This is a genomic window from Streptomyces abyssomicinicus (genome assembly GCF_008974245.1).
Taxonomy (GTDB): Bacteria; Actinomycetota; Actinomycetes; order Streptomycetales; family Streptomycetaceae; genus Streptomyces; species Streptomyces abyssomicinicus.
Window position 1 is genome coordinate 297,800 of sequence record NZ_BBZI01000012.1, and the last position, 16,089, is coordinate 313,888.

Consider the following 16,089-nt stretch of genomic DNA (forward strand, 5'->3'; position numbering starts at 1 on the left):
GCGGCGCCCGGCGCGCGCCCGCGGTTCCCTTCGAGCTTCGCACCGTCACCGGGAGTCGTCCATACGAGGGACGGGCACCCCGCGTGACCTGGCCGGGAGAGGGTCGTGGCCAGGACGTGACCCGACCCCGAGGGTGCCCCGCCCCCGGGTCGGGGAGGGCGTGGCTACGATGGGCCGGGCCGGTGGCCAGCAGGGGCGCCGGCCGCAACGACCCTCGGGAAGGCCATGCTGAACAAGTACGCGCGTGCATTCTTCACGCGTGTTCTCACACCGTTCGCCGCGTTTCTCATCCGTCTCGGCGTCAGCCCCGACACGGTCACCGTGCTGGGGACCGCAGGGGTGGTCGCGGGCGCGCTGGTCCTCTTCCCGGTGGGCGAGTTCTTCTGGGGCACGATCGTCATCACCCTGTTCGTGTTCTCGGACCTGGTCGACGGCAACATGGCCCGCCAGCTCGGCCGCTCCAGCCGGTGGGGGGCCTTCCTGGACTCCACGCTGGACCGGGTCGCGGACGGCGCGGTCTTCGGCGGCATCGCCCTCTGGTACGCGGGCGGCGGCGACAGCGTGACGCTGTGCGCGGTGGCGATCTTCTGCCTGGCCAGCGGCCAGGTGGTGTCCTACACCAAGGCGCGCGGCGAGTCGATCGGCCTGCCGGTCGCGGTGAACGGCCTGGTGGAGCGCGCCGAGCGGCTGGTGGTGACGCTGGTCGCGGCCGGGCTCGCGGGACTGCACGCCTTCGGCGTGCCCGGAGTCGACGTGCTGCTGCCGCTGGCGCTGTGGATCGTCGCCGTGGGCAGCCTGGTCACGCTGGTCCAGCGGGTGGTCACGGTGCGCCGCGAGGCCGCCGAGGCGGACGCCGGGACGGTCTCGTGAGCGCCCTCAAGGACAGGCTCGCCGACTCCCTCTACGGGCTCGGCTGGGCCACCGTGAAGAAGCTTCCCGAGCCGGCCGCGGTGCGGCTCGGCCGGACGATCGCCGACACCGCCTGGCGCCGCAGGGGCGCGGGCGTGCTGCGGCTGGAGCGGAACCTGGCCAGGGTGGTGCCCGACGCCACGCCGGAGCGGCTCGCCGAGCTGTCCCGGGCCGGCATGCGGTCCTACCTGCGGTACTGGATGGAGTCGTTCCGGCTTCCGGCGTGGAGCAAGGAGCGGATCGCCGCCGGGATGGAGGCCGAGGACGTCCACCTGCTGAAGGACGCCCTCGCCGACGACCGCGGCGTGATACTCGCGCTGCCGCACATGGGCAACTGGGACCTGGCCGGGGCCTGGGTCACCACGCACCTGGGCACCCCGTTCACCACCGTCGCCGAACGCCTGAAGCCGGACAGCCTCTACGACCGGTTCGTCGCCTACCGCGAGGGCCTGGGCATGGAGGTGCTGCCGCACACCGGCGGCTCGGCCTTCGGGGCCCTGGCGCGGAGGCTGCGCAAGGGCGGCCTGGTCTGCCTGGTCGCAGACCGCGACCTGTCCGCCTCCGGCGTGGAGGTCGACTTCTTCGGGGAGAAGGCGCGGATGCCGGCCGGGCCGGCGATACTCGCGCAGCAGACCGGGGCGCTGCTGCTCCCGGTGACCCTCTGGTTCGACGACACCCCGGTGATGAAGGCGCGGATACACCCGCCGGTGGAGGTGCCCGACCACGGCACGCGCGCCGAGAGGTCCGCCGTGATGACGCAGCGTCTCGCCGACGCGTTCGCGTCGGGGATCGCCGAGCATCCGGAGGACTGGCACATGCTCCAGCGGCTGTGGCTCGCGGACCTCGACGACCGGGGCGTTAGCGGCAAGGGGGAGGACCGTTGAGGATCGGCATCGTCTGCCCGTACTCCTGGGACGTGCCGGGCGGCGTCCAGTTCCACATCCGGGACCTCGCCGAGTACTTCGTGCGGCAGGGCCACGAGGTGTCCGTGCTGGCGCCCGCCGACGACGACACCCCGCTGCCGCCCTACGTGGTCTCCGCCGGGCGCGCGGTGCCGGTGCCGTACAACGGTTCGGTGGCCCGGCTCAACTTCGGCTTCCTGTCCGCGGCGCGGGTGCGGCGCTGGCTGCACGACGGGGCCTTCGACGTCATCCACATCCACGAGCCGGCCTCGCCCTCGCTGGGCCTGCTCGCCTGCTGGTCGGCCTCGGGGCCGATCGTGGCGACCTTCCACACCTCCAACCCGCGGTCCCGGGCGATGATCGCGGCCTACTCGATCCTCCAGGCCGCGCTGGAGAAGATCAGCGCGCGGATCGCGGTGAGCGAGTACGCCCGCCGCACGCTGGTGGAGCACCTCGGCGGCGACGCGGTGGTCATCCCCAACGGCGTGGACGTCGACTTCTTCGCCAAGGCCGAGCCGAAGCCGGAGTGGCAGGGCGGCACGATCGGCTTCATAGGGCGGATCGACGAGCCCCGCAAGGGCCTGCCGGTGCTGATGCGGGCGCTGCCGCGGATCCTCGCCGCCCGGCCGGAGACCCGGCTGCTGGTCGCGGGGCGCGGCGACGAGGAGGAGGCGGTCGCCTCGCTCCCCGCGGAGCTGCGCTCCCGGGTGGAGTTCCTCGGCATGGTCAGCGACGAGGAGAAGGCGCGGCTGCTGCGGTCGGTCGACCTGTACGTGGCGCCCAACACGGGCGGGGAGAGCTTCGGGATCATCCTGGTCGAGGCGCTGTCGGCGGGCGCGCCGGTGCTCGCCTCCGACCTGGACGCCTTCGCGCAGGTCCTGGACCAGGGCGCGGCGGGGGAGCTGTTCGCCAACGAGGACGCGGACGCGCTGGCCGTGGCGGCGGTCCGGCTGCTCGGCGATCCCGCGCGGCGGGAGGAGCTGCGGGAGCGGGGCAGTGCGCACGTCCGGCGGTTCGACTGGTCGACGGTCGGGGCCGACATCATGTCCGTCTACGAGACGGTGACCGCGGGCGCGGCGGCGGTGGCCGCGGACGACCGCGCGACGGGGCTGCGGGCCCGGCTGGGCCTCGCCCGCGACTGACCCCTTCGCGCGGGGGCGCCTCCCTGGCAGCGTGATCCACGGGGGCGGGGCGGACGCTCCGTGCACAGGGGCTGGGGCCGCGGCCCGGAACGGCTGAGCCCCTGCGGCGCGGAGGTTCCGGGCATGTGGGACCGCGGCCCGGGGCGGCTCGGCTTCCGCCGGGCGAACCGTCCCGTGCGTACGCGCCGGCCCGCGCCCACCCGTGCCGCCCGGGCGCACGACTGCCCGCAGGGTGTACCGGCGGCCGGCGCGGAGGGGCGGGGCGGGGCGGATACCCTGCCGCGGTGACCGCAACGCTGATCTGGATCCTCGTCGCCCTCGTCGCGATCGGGCTGTACCTGAGCTGGACGGCCGGCCGGCTCGACCGGCTGCACGCCCGGATCGACGCCACCCGCGCCGCCCTGGACGCCCAACTGCTGCGCCGTGCCTCCGTCGCCCAGGAACTGGCCACCGCCGGCGTGCTCGACCCCGCCGCCTCCATCGTGCTGTACGAGGCCGCCCACGAGGCCCGGCAGGCCGAGGAGGAGCACCGGGAGATCGCCGAGAGCGAGCTGAGCCAGGCGCTGCGCGCCGTCTTCGCCGAGGCGCAGCAGGTCGAGGGCGTCCGCGAGGCGCGCGGCGGCGAGGAGGCGGTGCGCGAACTGGCCGAGGCGGTGCGCCGCGTGCCGATGGCCCGCCGGTTCCACAACGACGCCGTGCGCGCCGCCCGCGCCCTGCGCCGGCACCGCAAGGTGCGCTGGTTCCGGTTGGCCGGCCACGCCCCGTTCCCGATGGCGTTCGAGATGGACGACGAGGCCCCCGCCGCCCTCGTCGAGCGCGTCTGAGCCGACGGCCCCGGGCCCCGGGCAGGCCACGCCCTGCACATTGGCTCTTGTCCCGCACCCGCCCCGCGGCGTTTCCTCACAGGGACGCGGGGACCCTGCCCCCGGGTCGTCACACCACCCCTTCGCACCCCTGTGAGGCATGCTCATGTCCACCCTCAACGGCTCCGGGTCCGCCCCCGTCACCGGCACCGCCCGCGTCAAGCGCGGCATGGCGGAGCAGCTCAAGGGCGGCGTCATCATGGACGTCGTCACCCCGGAGCAGGCGAAGATCGCCGAGGACGCCGGCGCGGTCGCCGTGATGGCCCTGGAGCGCGTGCCGGCCGACATCCGCAAGGACGGCGGCGTGGCCCGGATGTCCGACCCGGACATGATCGAGGGCATCATCGAGGCGGTCTCCATCCCGGTGATGGCCAAGTCCCGGATCGGCCACTTCGTCGAGGCGCAGGTGCTGCAGGCGCTGGGCGTCGACTACATCGACGAGTCGGAGGTGCTGACGCCGGCCGACGAGGTCAACCACTCCGACAAGTGGTCCTTCACCACCCCGTTCGTGTGCGGCGCGACCAACCTCGGCGAGGCGCTGCGCCGGATCTCCGAGGGCGCCGCGATGATCCGCTCCAAGGGCGAGGCCGGCACCGGCAACGTCGTCGAGGCGGTCCGCCACCTGCGGCAGATCAAGGGAGACATCTCCCGCCTGCGCGGCCTGGACGAGCACGAGATGTACGCCGCGGCCAAGGAACTGCGCGCCCCCTACGAGCTGGTCCGGGAGGTCGCCGAGCTCGGCAAGCTGCCCGTGGTGCTCTTCTCCGCCGGCGGCGTCGCCACCCCGGCGGACGCCGCGCTGATGCGGCAGCTCGGCGCCGAGGGCGTCTTCGTCGGCTCCGGCATCTTCAAGTCCGGCGACCCCGCCAAGCGCGCCGCGGCGATCGTCAAGGCGACCACCTTCTTCGACGACCCCAAGGTGGTCGCGGACGCCTCGCGCAACCTGGGCGAGGCCATGGTCGGTATCAACTGCGACGTGCTTCCCGAGTCGGAGCGCTACGCCAACCGCGGCTGGTGACACCTCAGATGACGGAGTCCGACCGTCCCGTGATCGGCGTCCTGGCGCTCCAGGGCGACGTCCGGGAGCACCTCGCGGCGCTGGCCGAGGCCGGCGCCGCGGCGGTCACCGTCCGCCGCCCCGAGGAACTGGCCGCCGTGGACGGCCTGGTCCTGCCGGGCGGGGAGTCGACCGTGATCTCCAAGCTGGCCGAGCTGTTCGGGCTGCTGGAGCCGCTGCGGGAGCGGGTGAGAGCCGGGATGCCGGTCTACGGCACCTGCGCCGGGATGATCCTGCTCGCCGACCGGATCGCCGATCCGCGCTCGGGTCAGCAGAGCGTCGGTGGGATCGACATGACCGTGCGCCGCAACGCCTTCGGGCGGCAGAACGAGTCCTTCGAGGCCGTGCTCGACGTGGCCGGTGTGACGGGTGACCCCGTGATGGGGGTGTTCATCCGCGCGCCCCTGGCCGAGTCGGTCGGGGAGGGCGTGGAGGTGCTCGCCCGGCACGAGGGCGCCGTGGTCGCCGTGCGCCAGGGCAACGCCCTGGCCACCGCGTTCCACCCGGAGCTCACCGGGGACAGCAGGGTGCACGCGCTGTTCGCCGAGATGGTGCGGGCGAAGCGGACGGCGGGAGCCTTGTAGGATCTCTGCCGTTCGTACGGAGATGGGTTACGCGAAGGAGACAGGCAGATGTCCGGCCACTCTAAATGGGCCACGACGAAGCACAAGAAAGCCGTCATCGATGCCAAGCGCGGCAAGCTCTTCGCGAAGCTGATCAAGAACATCGAGGTCGCTGCGCGGACCGGCGGCGCGGACCCGGACGGCAACCCGACGCTGTTCGACGCCATCCAGAAGGCGAAGAAGTCGTCGGTCCCCAACAAGAACATCGACTCCGCGGTCAAGCGCGGCGCGGGCCTCGAGGCCGGCGGCGCCGACTACGAGACGATCATGTACGAGGGCTACGGCCCGAACGGTGTCGCGGTGCTCATCGAGTGCCTCACCGACAACCGCAACCGCGCCGCCTCCGACGTGCGGGTCGCCATGACCCGCAACGGCGGCTCGATGGCCGACCCCGGCTCGGTGTCGTACCTGTTCAACCGCAAGGGCGTGGTGATCGTCCCCAAGGGTGAGCTGGGCGAGGACGACGTCCTCGGCGCGGTCCTGGACGCGGGCGCCGAGGAGGTCAACGACCTCGGCGAAACCTTCGAGGTCATCAGCGAGGCCACCGACCTGGTCGCGGTCCGCACCGCGCTGCAGGAAGCGGGCATCGACTACGACTCGGCCGACGCCAACTTCGTCCCGACCATGCAGGTCGAGCTGGACGAGGACGGCGCGCGCAAGATCTTCAAGCTGATCGACGCGCTCGAGGACAGCGACGACGTGCAGAACGTCTACGCCAACTTCGACGTCTCCGACGAGGTCATGGAGAAGGTCGACGCCTGATCGGCGCCACCTTGGACGCAGCGCCGCGGCGGGCCGGCGGGACGGACACGTTCCGCCGGCCCGCCGTCGGCTTCGCGGCTCCTGTCGGTGCGGCGCGATAGCCTTCCTGCCTGCGGGAACAGGTGAACGAACGCGGAACGGTCCAGGAGGCGAACGCGGTGCGGGTACTGGGGGTGGACCCGGGGCTGACCCGGTGCGGCGTCGGCGTGGTCGAGGGGGTCGCCGGACGGCCCCTGACCATGCGCGGCGTCGGCGTCGTCCGCACGCCCGTGGACGCCGAGCCCGCGCTGCGGCTGGTCGCCCTGGAACAGGGGCTGGAGAAGTGGCTGGACGAGTACCGGCCGGAGTTCGTGGCCGTGGAGCGGGTCTTCGCCCAGCACAACGTCCGCACCGTGATGGGCACCGCCCAGGCCAGCGCCGTGGCCATGGTCTGCGCGGCCCGGCGGGGCATCCCCGTCGCGCTGCACACCCCCAGCGAGGTCAAGGCCGCCGTCACCGGCAGCGGCCGGGCCGACAAGGCGCAGGTGGGGGCCATGGTGACGCGCCTGCTGAGGCTGGACGCCCCGCCGAAACCGGCCGACGCGGCGGACGCGCTGGCCCTGGCCATCTGCCACATCTGGCGGGCGCCGGCACAGAACCGCCTCCAGGTCGCGGTGGCCCGGCAGGCGCTGCGGAACCAGCACACCACGCGCACCCTCGGGCGACCCCGGCCGGCGAAGGCCAGGCCCCCGGAGGCGTCGCCCGCCGCCGGACCTCCGACCACCGGGGCCCCGCCCGCCGGGCCCACGCCCGTCGAGGCCACGGCCACCGGGGCCGCCCCCGCCGAGGCCATGCCTGCCGAGGCCCCGGCCCCCGAGGCCCCGCGTCCCGCAAGCCGTGCCCTCCGCCGTACCGGCCCCGCGCGGACCGCCTCTCCGCAGGCCGGCCCCGCGCAGGCCGGCCCCGCGCAGGCCGGCCCCGCGCAGGGCGGCCCCGCGCAGGGCGGACCCGCGCAGACCGACCCGGCGCACGCCGAACCCCAGCAACCGAAAGGCCGCCCGTCATGATCGCCTTCGTCAGCGGCCCGGTGGCCGCCCTCGCCCCGGACTCCGCCGTGGTCGAGGTGGGCGGCATCGGCATCGCCGTCCAGTGCTCGCCGAACACACTCTCCGCCCTCCGCCAGGGAGAGGCGGCCCGGCTGGCCACCTCCCTGGTCGTCCGTGAGGACTCGCTGACCCTCTACGGCTTCGCCGACGACGACGAGCGGCAGGTGTTCGAGCTGCTCCAGACCGCCAGCGGCGTCGGGCCCCGGCTCGCCCAGGCGATGCTCGCCGTGCACACCCCCGACGCACTGCGCCTGGCGGTGGCCTCCGGTGACGAGAAGGCGCTGACCGCCGTCCCCGGCATCGGCAAGAAGGGCGCCCAGAAGCTGCTGCTGGAACTCAAGGACCGCCTCGGCGCCCCGGTCGGCTCCGCGCGCCCCGCCGCCGCGGCCCTCGCCGCCCGCCCGGCCGGCTGGCGCGACCAGCTGCACGCCGCGCTGGTCGGCCTCGGCTACGCGCCCCGTGAGGCCGACGACGCCGTCGAGGCGGTGGCCCCGCAGGCCGAGGCGGAGGCCGACCCGCAGGTCGGACGCCTGCTGAAGGCGGCCCTGCAGACCCTGAACCGAGCCCGCTAGGAGACCCTGGGTGAACTGGGACGACACCACCGACGACGCCATCGCCCCCGAACGGCTGGTCGGCGCGTCCGCGGACGGCGAGGAGCAGGCCGTCGAGGCCGCGCTGCGCCCCAAGGACCTCGGCGAGTTCATCGGCCAGGAGAAGGTCCGCGAACAGCTCGACCTGGTCCTGCGGGCCGCCCGCGCCCGCGGCGCCACCGCCGACCACGTGCTGCTCTCCGGCGCGCCCGGCCTGGGAAAGACCACCCTGTCCATGATCATCGCCGCCGAGATGGGCGCGCCGATCCGCATCACCAGCGGGCCCGCCATCCAGCACGCGGGCGACCTGGCCGCGATCCTCTCCTCCCTCCAGGAGGGGGAGGTCCTCTTCCTCGACGAGATCCACCGCATGTCGCGGCCCGCCGAGGAGATGCTGTACATGGCGATGGAGGACTTCCGGGTCGACGTGGTCGTCGGCAAGGGCCCGGGCGCCACCGCCATCCCCCTGGAGCTGCCTCCGTTCACCCTGGTCGGCGCCACCACCAGGGCCGGGCTGCTCCCGCCGCCGCTGCGGGACCGCTTCGGCTTCACCGCGCACATGGAGTTCTACACGCCGGAGGAACTGGAGCGGGTCGTCCACCGCTCCGCGCTGCTGCTCGACGTGGAGATCGACGCCGAGGGCGCCGCCGAGATCGCCGGCCGCTCCCGCGGCACGCCCCGCATCGCCAACCGGCTGCTGCGCCGGGTGCGCGACTACGCCCAGGTCAAGGCGGACGGCGTGATCACCCGTGAGGTGGCCGCCGCGGCGCTGCGGGTGTACGAGGTCGACTCCCGCGGCCTCGACCGGCTGGACCGGGGGGTGCTGGAGGCACTGCTCAAGCTGTTCGGCGGCGGCCCGGTGGGTCTGTCCACGCTGGCCGTGGCGGTGGGGGAGGAGCGCGAGACGGTCGAGGAGGTGGCCGAGCCCTTCCTGGTCCGCGAGGGTCTGCTGGCCCGCACGCCCCGTGGCCGGGTCGCCACACCCGCCGCGTGGGCCCACCTCGGGCTCACCCCGCCGCACGCCGGGGCGCCCGGCGCGGCAGGGGCGGGCCAAGTGGGACAAGGGGACCTGTTCGGGGCGTGACGGCGTGTGACGGCAGGTAAAGCTCGCTACGGAAGGAACCCCGGTGACATGCTGGGCGTTGTTCCATCTGCGCGGGCTCGCTTAGACTCCGCCGATGCCGCCCCTGTCGGGCGGCGCTCCGACACCCCCGTCAACAGGCCGCTCACCATCGCGGTCGTGCGAAGGAACTCTCCGTCCCGTGGATATCTTGACCCTTTTCCCCATCATCATTCTCATCGGGTTCATGTTCGTGATGACCCGCTCGGCCAAGAAGAAGCAGCAGCAGGCCGCCGAGATGCGGGACTCGATGCAGCCCGGTACCGGCGTCCGGACGATCGGGGGCATGTACGCCACGGTCAAGGAGGTCAACGACGAGACCGTGCTGCTCGACGCCGGCCCGGGCGTGGAACTGCTCTTCGCCAAGAACTCCATCGGCGCCGTCCTCACCGATGACGAGTACAACCGCATCGTGCACGGCATCGAGGCCGAGCTGAAGGGCGACGTCGTTCCCGACGACGCCTCCTCCCTCACCGACGCGGACGACGCGGCCGCCGGTTCCGACACCGGTGCCGTCGCCGACGACAAGCCCGTCGACCTCGGCAAGGCTGAGGACGCGCCGAAGAAGACCGACGGCGAGTCCGACGCCAAGTAGGCACGCTCCGGCGTGGGGGGTGACCGGTCGCGCCCCGCGCACCCCGGGGGGGAACGCCAGCGTTCCGTACGGGGTCCGAACTTGTCATGGCCGCCCGCCGGCCCCAGAGGTGCGTGCGGCGGCCCGAGAGGGAGTACGAGAAGGTGGCAGCACCTAAGAAGGGCCGCAGCGCGAACGCGCCGAGCAAGCCGGGACGCGCCCTCGCCCTGATCCTGATCGCCATGGTGGCGCTCACCGGAGGCATGTTCCTCTCCGGTCACACCACCCCGCGTCTCGGCATCGACCTGGCCGGCGGCACCAGCATCACGCTTCGCGCGGTGGCCGAGAAGGGCCAGGAATCGGCGATCAACCCGACGAACATGGCCACGGCGGTCGACATCATGGAGCGCCGGGTCAACGGCCTGGGCGTCTCCGAGGCCGAGGTCCAGACCCAGGGCGATCGCAACATCATCGTCAACATCCCCAAGGGCACCAACTCGCAGCAGGCCCGGGAGCAGGTCGGCACCACGGCCAAGCTGTACTTCCGGCCCGTGCTGCAGACGGAGCTCTCCGGGGCCGACGCCGCCGTCCCGACGCCGGGCGCCACCGACGGGGCCTCCCCGTCGGCAGAGCCCTCCGGGAAGCCCACGGGGAAGTCCACCGCCTCTCCCTCGGCCCCCGCCGCCACCGACCCGTCCGAGGAGGCGTCCCCGCAGGGCCGCGCCCTGACCGAGGGTCTCAAGGCCGCCACCAGCTCCCCCTCGCCCGACGCGAGCGGCACGCCCGAGGCCCCGGCCGAGAGCCCGGTGCCGGCCGACACGGCCGCGCCGGTCGACGCGGTGGTCCAGGAGCAGTACGCCAAGCTCGACTGCACCGACCCCAAGCAGCGCGCCACGGCAGGCAAGGGCAGCAAGCCGGGCGACTCCATCGTCGCCTGCGGCAACGGCTCCGGCCAGTGGCAGAAGTACATCCTCGGCCCCGCCGAGGTCGACGGCACCGACATCGACGACGCCCAGGCCGTCCTCAACACCCAGACCGGCGCCGGCTGGACCGTGACCATGGAGTTCACCTCCAAGGGCGGCGACAAGTTCGCCGACATCACCGGCAAGCTCGCCACCCAGCCCAGCCCGCAGAACCAGTTCGCGATCGTGCTCGACGGCGAGGTCGTCTCCGACCCGTACGTCAGCCAGGCGCTGACCGGCGGCAACGCCGAGATCTCCGGCAACTTCACCCAGCCCGAGGCCCAGTCGCTGGCGAACATGCTGTCCTACGGCGCCCTGCCGCTGACCTTCGAGGAGGACAGCGTCACCACCGTCACCCCGGCGCTCGGCAGCGAGCAGCTGGAGGGCGGCCTCATCGCCGGCGCCATCGGCCTCGCGCTGGTCGTGATCTACCTGCTGTCCTACTACCGCGGCCTCGGCTTCGTCGCGCTCCTGTCGCTGGGCGTCTCCGCGGTGCTGACGTACACGATCATGTCGCTGCTCGGCCCGGCCATCGGCTTCGCGCTGAACCTGCCGGCGGTCTGCGGCGCGATCGTCGCCATCGGCATCACGGCCGACTCGTTCATCGTGTACTTCGAACGCATCCGGGACGAGATCCGCGACGGCCGCACCCTGCGTCCGGCCGTGGAGCGGGCCTGGCCGCGTGCCCGGCGCACCGTCCTGGTCTCCGACTTCGTGTCGTTCCTCGCCGCGGCGGTCCTGTTCGTGGTGACGGTCGGCAAGGTCCAGGGCTTCGCGTTCACCCTCGGCCTGACCACCCTGCTCGACGTGGTCGTGGTGTTCCTCTTCACCAAGCCGCTGATGACGCTGCTGGCCCGCACCACGTTCTTCTCGAGCGGCCACCGCTGGTCCGGCCTGGACCCGAAGCGCCTCGGCGTGCAGCCCCCGCTGCGCCGCAGCCGTCGTTCCTCCGCCCTCGTCGAACCGAAGGAGGCCTGAGATGTCGAAACTCGGCACCCTCGGCGCCCGGCTCCACCGCGGCGAGGTCGGCTACGACTTCGTCGGCAACCGCAAGATCTGGTACGGCCTGTCGATCCTGATCACGATCGTCGCCATCGTCGGCCTGTCCACCCGCGGCCTGCACATGGGCATCGAGTTCCAGGGCGGCGCCGTCTTCACCACCCCGAAGACCAGCGTCTCGGTCTCCCAGGCCGAGACGTACGCCGAGGAGGCCTCGGGCCACGACGCCATCGTCCAGGGGCTGGGCACCGGTGGCATGCGCGTCCAGGTGGCCGGCATCGACACCGGCGCCTCCGACAAGATCAAGACGGAGCTGGCCGAGAAGCTCAAGGTCGACCCCGAGCAGATCAACGCCGAACTCGTCGGCCCGAGCTGGGGCGAGCAGATCGCCAACAAGGCCTGGCAGGGCCTGGCGATCTTCATGGTCCTCGTGGTGATCTACCTGGCCATCGCCTTCGAATGGCGGATGGCCCTCGCCGCGCTGGTGGCCCTGATCCACGACATCACCATCACGGTCGGCATCTACGCCCTGGTGGGCTTCGAGGTCACGCCGGGCACGGTGATCGGTCTGCTGACCATCCTCGGTTACTCCCTCTACGACACGGTCGTCGTCTTCGACAGCCTCAAGGAGGGCACCCAGGGGATCACGAAGCAGACCCGCTGGACCTACCGGGACGTCGCCAACCGCTCGATCAACGGCACGCTCGTCCGGTCCATCAACACCACCGTGGTGGCGCTGCTGCCGGTGGCGGGCCTGCTGTTCATCGGCGGTGGCGTCCTGGGCGCCGGCATGCTGAACGACATCTCCCTGTCGATCTTCGTCGGCCTCGCGGCCGGCGCCTACTCGTCGATCTTCATCGCCACGCCGCTCGTCGCCGACCTCAAGGAGCGCGAGCCGGAGATGAAGGACCTGCGCCGACGTGTGCTCGCCAAGCGCGCGCAGGCCGGTGAGGGCGCGACCGCGGCGGTCGGCGCGGACGCGGAGAACACGAACGACCCGGAGGGCTCCGGGCCCGCCGTGGTCGGCCCGCGGGCCGGCCGGAGCGGCGGCCGGGCCTCCGGAAGGAGGCGATGACGCCGTGACGGACATCCAGGCGCTGCTGCTCAGCCGCATCCGCGAGGTCGAGGACTACCCCGAGCCCGGCGTGAGGTTCAAGGACATCACGCCGCTGCTCGCGGACCCGGACGCGTTCGTCGCGCTCACCGACGCGCTGGCGGACATCGCGGTGCGGACCGGGGCGACGAAGATCGTGGGCCTGGAGGCCCGCGGCTTCATCCTCGGCGCGCCCGCGGCGGTGCGGGCCGGGATCGGGTTCATCCCGGTCCGCAAGGCCGGCAAGCTGCCGGGCGCGACGCTGAGCCAGGCGTACGACCTGGAGTACGGATCGGCGGAGATCGAGGTGCACGCGGAGGACCTGTCCGCGGACGACCGGGTACTGGTCGTCGACGACGTGCTGGCGACGGGCGGCACGGCCGAGGCGTCGCTCCAGCTGGTGCGGCGGGCGGGGGCCGAGGTCGCCGGGCTCGCCGTGCTGATGGAGCTGGCCTTCCTCCAGGGCCGGGCCCGCCTGGAGACGGCCCTCGACGGCGCGCCCCTGGCCGCCCTCCTCGTCGTCTGACCCCTCGGCCCACGCGGCCGCACCGGAGCCGGGCCCCGCGCCTCACCGCGCGGGGCCCGGCTCCGTCGTACGCCGCCCCGGCGGGCCTGCCCCGCGGGACACGGGCCCTGAACAAGGCCCCGCGGGGGCGTACGCGGGGGTGGCGGGCGGCGTGCGGGAGTGGTGGGGGCGGGGTGCGAAAACGGGCGCTCACCCGGCTGACGGGCGTTCGAGGGGGAACGCTCGCTACCATGGGATCTCCGGGGCCCGACCGGGTGACCCGGACCGCGCCCGAGGAGTCCTCTTGCCAGACGAGGCCCAGTCACTGACCGCCGCCCAGCCCGAGCGGGCGAAGGGCGACGCGGCGAGCCCCGCGCCGGACACGGACGCGCAGGACATCCGTGAGGAGCCGGGCCCCCGGGCCGGCGGCGCCCATGACCGGACGGCGTCGGCGCCGTCGGAGGAGGCCCGCCCGAGGCCCTCCTCCCGCACCACCGGGCCCGCCGGCGCCAGCAGCACCAACGCCGCCCCCTCCCGCTCCGGCTCCTCCAGCCGCGTCCGGGCCCGCCTCGCCCGCCTCGGCGTGCAGCGCTCCAGCGCGTACAACCCCGTCCTGGAGCCGCTGCTGCGGATAGTCCGCGGCAACGACCCGAAGACCGAGACGGCCACCCTCCGCCAGATCGAGAAGGCCTACCAGGTCGCCGAACGCTGGCACCGCGGCCAGAAGCGCAAGAGCGGCGACCCGTACATCACCCACCCGCTCGCGGTCACCACCATCCTCGCCGAGCTGGGCATGGACCCGGCGACGCTGATGGCGGGCCTGCTCCACGACACCGTCGAGGACACCGAGTACGGCCTGGAGCAGCTGCGTCAGGACTTCGGCGACACCGTGGCCCTGCTGGTCGACGGCGTGACCAAGCTGGACAAGGTCAAGTTCGGCGAGGCCGCGCAGGCCGAGACGGTGCGCAAGATGGTCGTCGCGATGGCCAAGGACCCCCGGGTCCTGGTGATCAAGCTTGCGGACCGCCTGCACAACATGCGCACCATGCGCTACCTCAAGCGGGAGAAGCAGGAGAAGAAGGCCCGCGAGACCCTCGAGATCTACGCACCGCTGGCCCACCGGCTGGGCATGAACACCATCAAGTGGGAGCTGGAGGACCTCGCCTTCGCGATCCTCTACCCCAAGATGTACGACGAGATCGTCCGCCTGGTCGCCGAGCGCGCCCCCAAGCGCGACGAGTACCTCGCCACGGTCATCGACGAGGTCCAGGCCGACCTGCGCGCCGCCCGCATCAAGGCGACCGTCACCGGGCGGCCCAAGCACTACTACAGCGTCTACCAGAAGATGATCGTCCGCGGCCGCGACTTCGCGGAGATCTACGACCTGGTGGGCATCCGCGTCCTCGTGGACACCGTCCGCGACTGCTACGCGGCCCTCGGCACGGTGCACGCGCGATGGAACCCGGTCCCCGGCCGGTTCAAGGACTACATCGCGATGCCCAAGTTCAACATGTACCAGTCGCTGCACACGACGGTCATCGGCCCCGGCGGCAAGCCGGTCGAGCTGCAGATCCGCACCTTCGACATGCACCGCCGCGCCGAGTACGGCATCGCCGCGCACTGGAAGTACAAGCAGGAGGCCGTGGCCGGCGCCTCCAAGGTCCGCACCGACGCCCCGCGCTCCGGCGGGTCCGGCAAGGACAAGGACGCGGTCAACGACATGGCGTGGCTGCGCCAGCTCCTCGACTGGCAGAAGGAGACGGAGGACCCGGGCGAGTTCCTGGACTCGCTGCGCTTCGACCTCTCGCGCAACGAGGTCTTCGTCTTCACCCCCAAGGGCGACGTGATAGCGCTGCCCGCCGGGGCGACCCCGGTCGACTTCGCCTACGCGGTCCACACCGAGGTCGGGCACCGCACCATAGGCGCCCGGGTCAACGGCCGCCTGGTGCCGCTGGAGTCCACCCTGGACAACGGCGACACCGTCGAGGTCTTCACCTCCAAGGCCGACAACGCCGGGCCTTCCCGCGACTGGCTGGGCTTCGTCAAGTCACCGCGTGCCCGGAACAAGATCCGCGCCTGGTTCTCCAAGGAGCGCCGCGACGAGGCGATCGAACACGGCAAGGACGCCATCGCGCGGGCCATGCGCAAGCAGAACCTGCCGATCCAGCGCATCCTCACCGGCGACTCCCTGGTCACCATCGCGCACGAGATGCGCTACCCGGACATCTCCTCGCTGTACGCCGCGATCGGCGAGGGTCACGTGGCCGCGCAGAACGTCGTGCAGAAGCTGGTCCAGGCGATGGGCGGCGAGGAGGCGGCCAGCGAGGAGATCGACGAGAGCGTCCCGCCGGCGCGCAGCCGCAAGCGCCGCTCCAACGCCGACCCGGGCGTCGTGGTCAAGGGCGTCGACGACGTCTGGGTCAAGCTGGCGCGGTGCTGCACACCGGTGCCGGGCGACCCGATCATCGGCTTCGTCACCCGCGGCAGCGGCGTCTCCGTGCACCGCACCGACTGCGTGAACGTGGACTCGCTCTCCCGCGAGCCCGAGCGGATGCTCGACGTGGAGTGGGCGCCGACGCAGTCCTCGGTGTTCCTGGTCGCCATCCAGGTCGAGGCGCTGGACCGGTCCCGGCTGCTCTCCGACGTCACCCGGGTCCTGTCCGACCAGCACGTCAACATCCTGTCGGCGGCGGTGCAGACCTCCCGGGACCGGGTGGCCACCTCGCGGTTCACCTTCGAGATGGGCGACCCCAAGCACCTGGGGCACGTCCTGAAGGCCGTGCGCGGCGTGGAGGGCGTCTACGACGTCTACCGCGTCACCTCCGCCCGGCAGACCCGCTGACGCCCGACGGGGCAGCCCGTACGACGAAGCCCCCGGCCGTGGCGGCCGGGGGCTTCGTCGT

The 16,089-nt window shown here is 72.8% G+C and carries 14 protein-coding genes and 1 pseudogene; all 15 read left to right on the forward strand.

Going from position 1 to position 16,089, the window contains the following annotated elements:
* The first annotated feature begins 225 nt into the window (after nucleotides 1–225).
* Nucleotides 226–870, forward strand: coding sequence for a phosphatidylinositol phosphate synthase (pgsA, locus tag GBN72_RS28695; protein ID WP_151774849.1), 645 nt, complete (start codon nucleotides 226–228; stop codon nucleotides 868–870).
* On the forward strand, nucleotides 867–1,793 hold the full coding sequence (locus GBN72_RS28700; protein ID WP_151774850.1) for a phosphatidylinositol mannoside acyltransferase: 927 nt from the start codon (nucleotides 867–869) through the stop codon (nucleotides 1,791–1,793). Before pgsA ends, GBN72_RS28700 begins: the two co-directional genes overlap by 4 nt.
* Entirely contained in the window at nucleotides 1,790–2,953 is a 1,164-nt protein-coding gene (locus GBN72_RS28705) for a glycosyltransferase family 4 protein (protein ID WP_151774851.1), read from the forward strand. The genes GBN72_RS28700 and GBN72_RS28705 overlap by 4 nt, the downstream gene beginning before the upstream one ends.
* A gap of 284 nt (nucleotides 2,954–3,237) precedes the next feature.
* On the forward strand, nucleotides 3,238–3,777 hold the full coding sequence (locus tag GBN72_RS28710) for a LemA family protein (RefSeq protein ID WP_151774852.1): 540 nt from the start codon (nucleotides 3,238–3,240) through the stop codon (nucleotides 3,775–3,777).
* Nucleotides 3,778–3,922: 145 nt separating this feature from the next.
* Nucleotides 3,923–4,834, forward strand: a complete 912-nt coding sequence (gene pdxS / locus GBN72_RS28715; RefSeq protein WP_151774972.1) for a pyridoxal 5'-phosphate synthase lyase subunit PdxS — start codon at nucleotides 3,923–3,925, stop codon at nucleotides 4,832–4,834.
* Between the two features lie 8 nt (nucleotides 4,835–4,842).
* Entirely contained in the window at nucleotides 4,843–5,457 is a 615-nt protein-coding gene (pdxT, locus tag GBN72_RS28720) for a pyridoxal 5'-phosphate synthase glutaminase subunit PdxT (protein ID WP_151774853.1), read from the forward strand.
* Between the two features lie 48 nt (nucleotides 5,458–5,505).
* On the forward strand, nucleotides 5,506–6,258 hold the full coding sequence (locus GBN72_RS28725; RefSeq protein ID WP_151774854.1) for a YebC/PmpR family DNA-binding transcriptional regulator: 753 nt from the start codon (nucleotides 5,506–5,508) through the stop codon (nucleotides 6,256–6,258).
* A 158-nt stretch (nucleotides 6,259–6,416) separates the two neighbouring features.
* Nucleotides 6,417–6,938, forward strand: a pseudogene (ruvC, locus tag GBN72_RS28730) (crossover junction endodeoxyribonuclease RuvC); the annotation flags it as partial.
* Nucleotides 6,939–7,300: 362 nt separating this feature from the next.
* Complete coding sequence (ruvA, locus tag GBN72_RS28735; RefSeq protein ID WP_151774855.1) at nucleotides 7,301–7,915, forward strand: Holliday junction branch migration protein RuvA; 615 nt, start codon at nucleotides 7,301–7,303, stop codon at nucleotides 7,913–7,915.
* 10 nt (nucleotides 7,916–7,925) lie between these two features.
* Nucleotides 7,926–9,017 (forward strand): Holliday junction branch migration DNA helicase RuvB, encoded by a 1,092-nt coding sequence (ruvB, locus tag GBN72_RS28740; protein WP_151774856.1) that lies wholly within the window; start codon nucleotides 7,926–7,928, stop codon nucleotides 9,015–9,017.
* A 178-nt stretch (nucleotides 9,018–9,195) separates the two neighbouring features.
* Nucleotides 9,196–9,648 (forward strand): preprotein translocase subunit YajC, encoded by a 453-nt coding sequence (yajC, locus tag GBN72_RS28745; RefSeq protein WP_151774857.1) that lies wholly within the window; start codon nucleotides 9,196–9,198, stop codon nucleotides 9,646–9,648.
* 143 nt (nucleotides 9,649–9,791) lie between these two features.
* A complete protein-coding gene (gene secD, locus GBN72_RS28750; RefSeq protein WP_151774858.1) occupies nucleotides 9,792–11,567 on the forward strand; it encodes a protein translocase subunit SecD in 1,776 nt (591 codons plus the stop codon).
* Between the two features lies 1 nt (nucleotide 11,568).
* On the forward strand, nucleotides 11,569–12,663 hold the full coding sequence (secF, locus tag GBN72_RS28755; protein ID WP_151774859.1) for a protein translocase subunit SecF: 1,095 nt from the start codon (nucleotides 11,569–11,571) through the stop codon (nucleotides 12,661–12,663).
* A 4-nt stretch (nucleotides 12,664–12,667) separates the two neighbouring features.
* Entirely contained in the window at nucleotides 12,668–13,207 is a 540-nt protein-coding gene (locus tag GBN72_RS28760; protein WP_151774860.1) for an adenine phosphoribosyltransferase, read from the forward strand.
* Between the two features lie 283 nt (nucleotides 13,208–13,490).
* Nucleotides 13,491–16,028: a RelA/SpoT family protein gene (locus GBN72_RS28765; protein ID WP_151774861.1), complete on the forward strand. Its 2,538-nt coding sequence runs from the start codon at nucleotides 13,491–13,493 to the stop codon at nucleotides 16,026–16,028.
* Nucleotides 16,029–16,089: the final 61 nt, after the last annotated feature.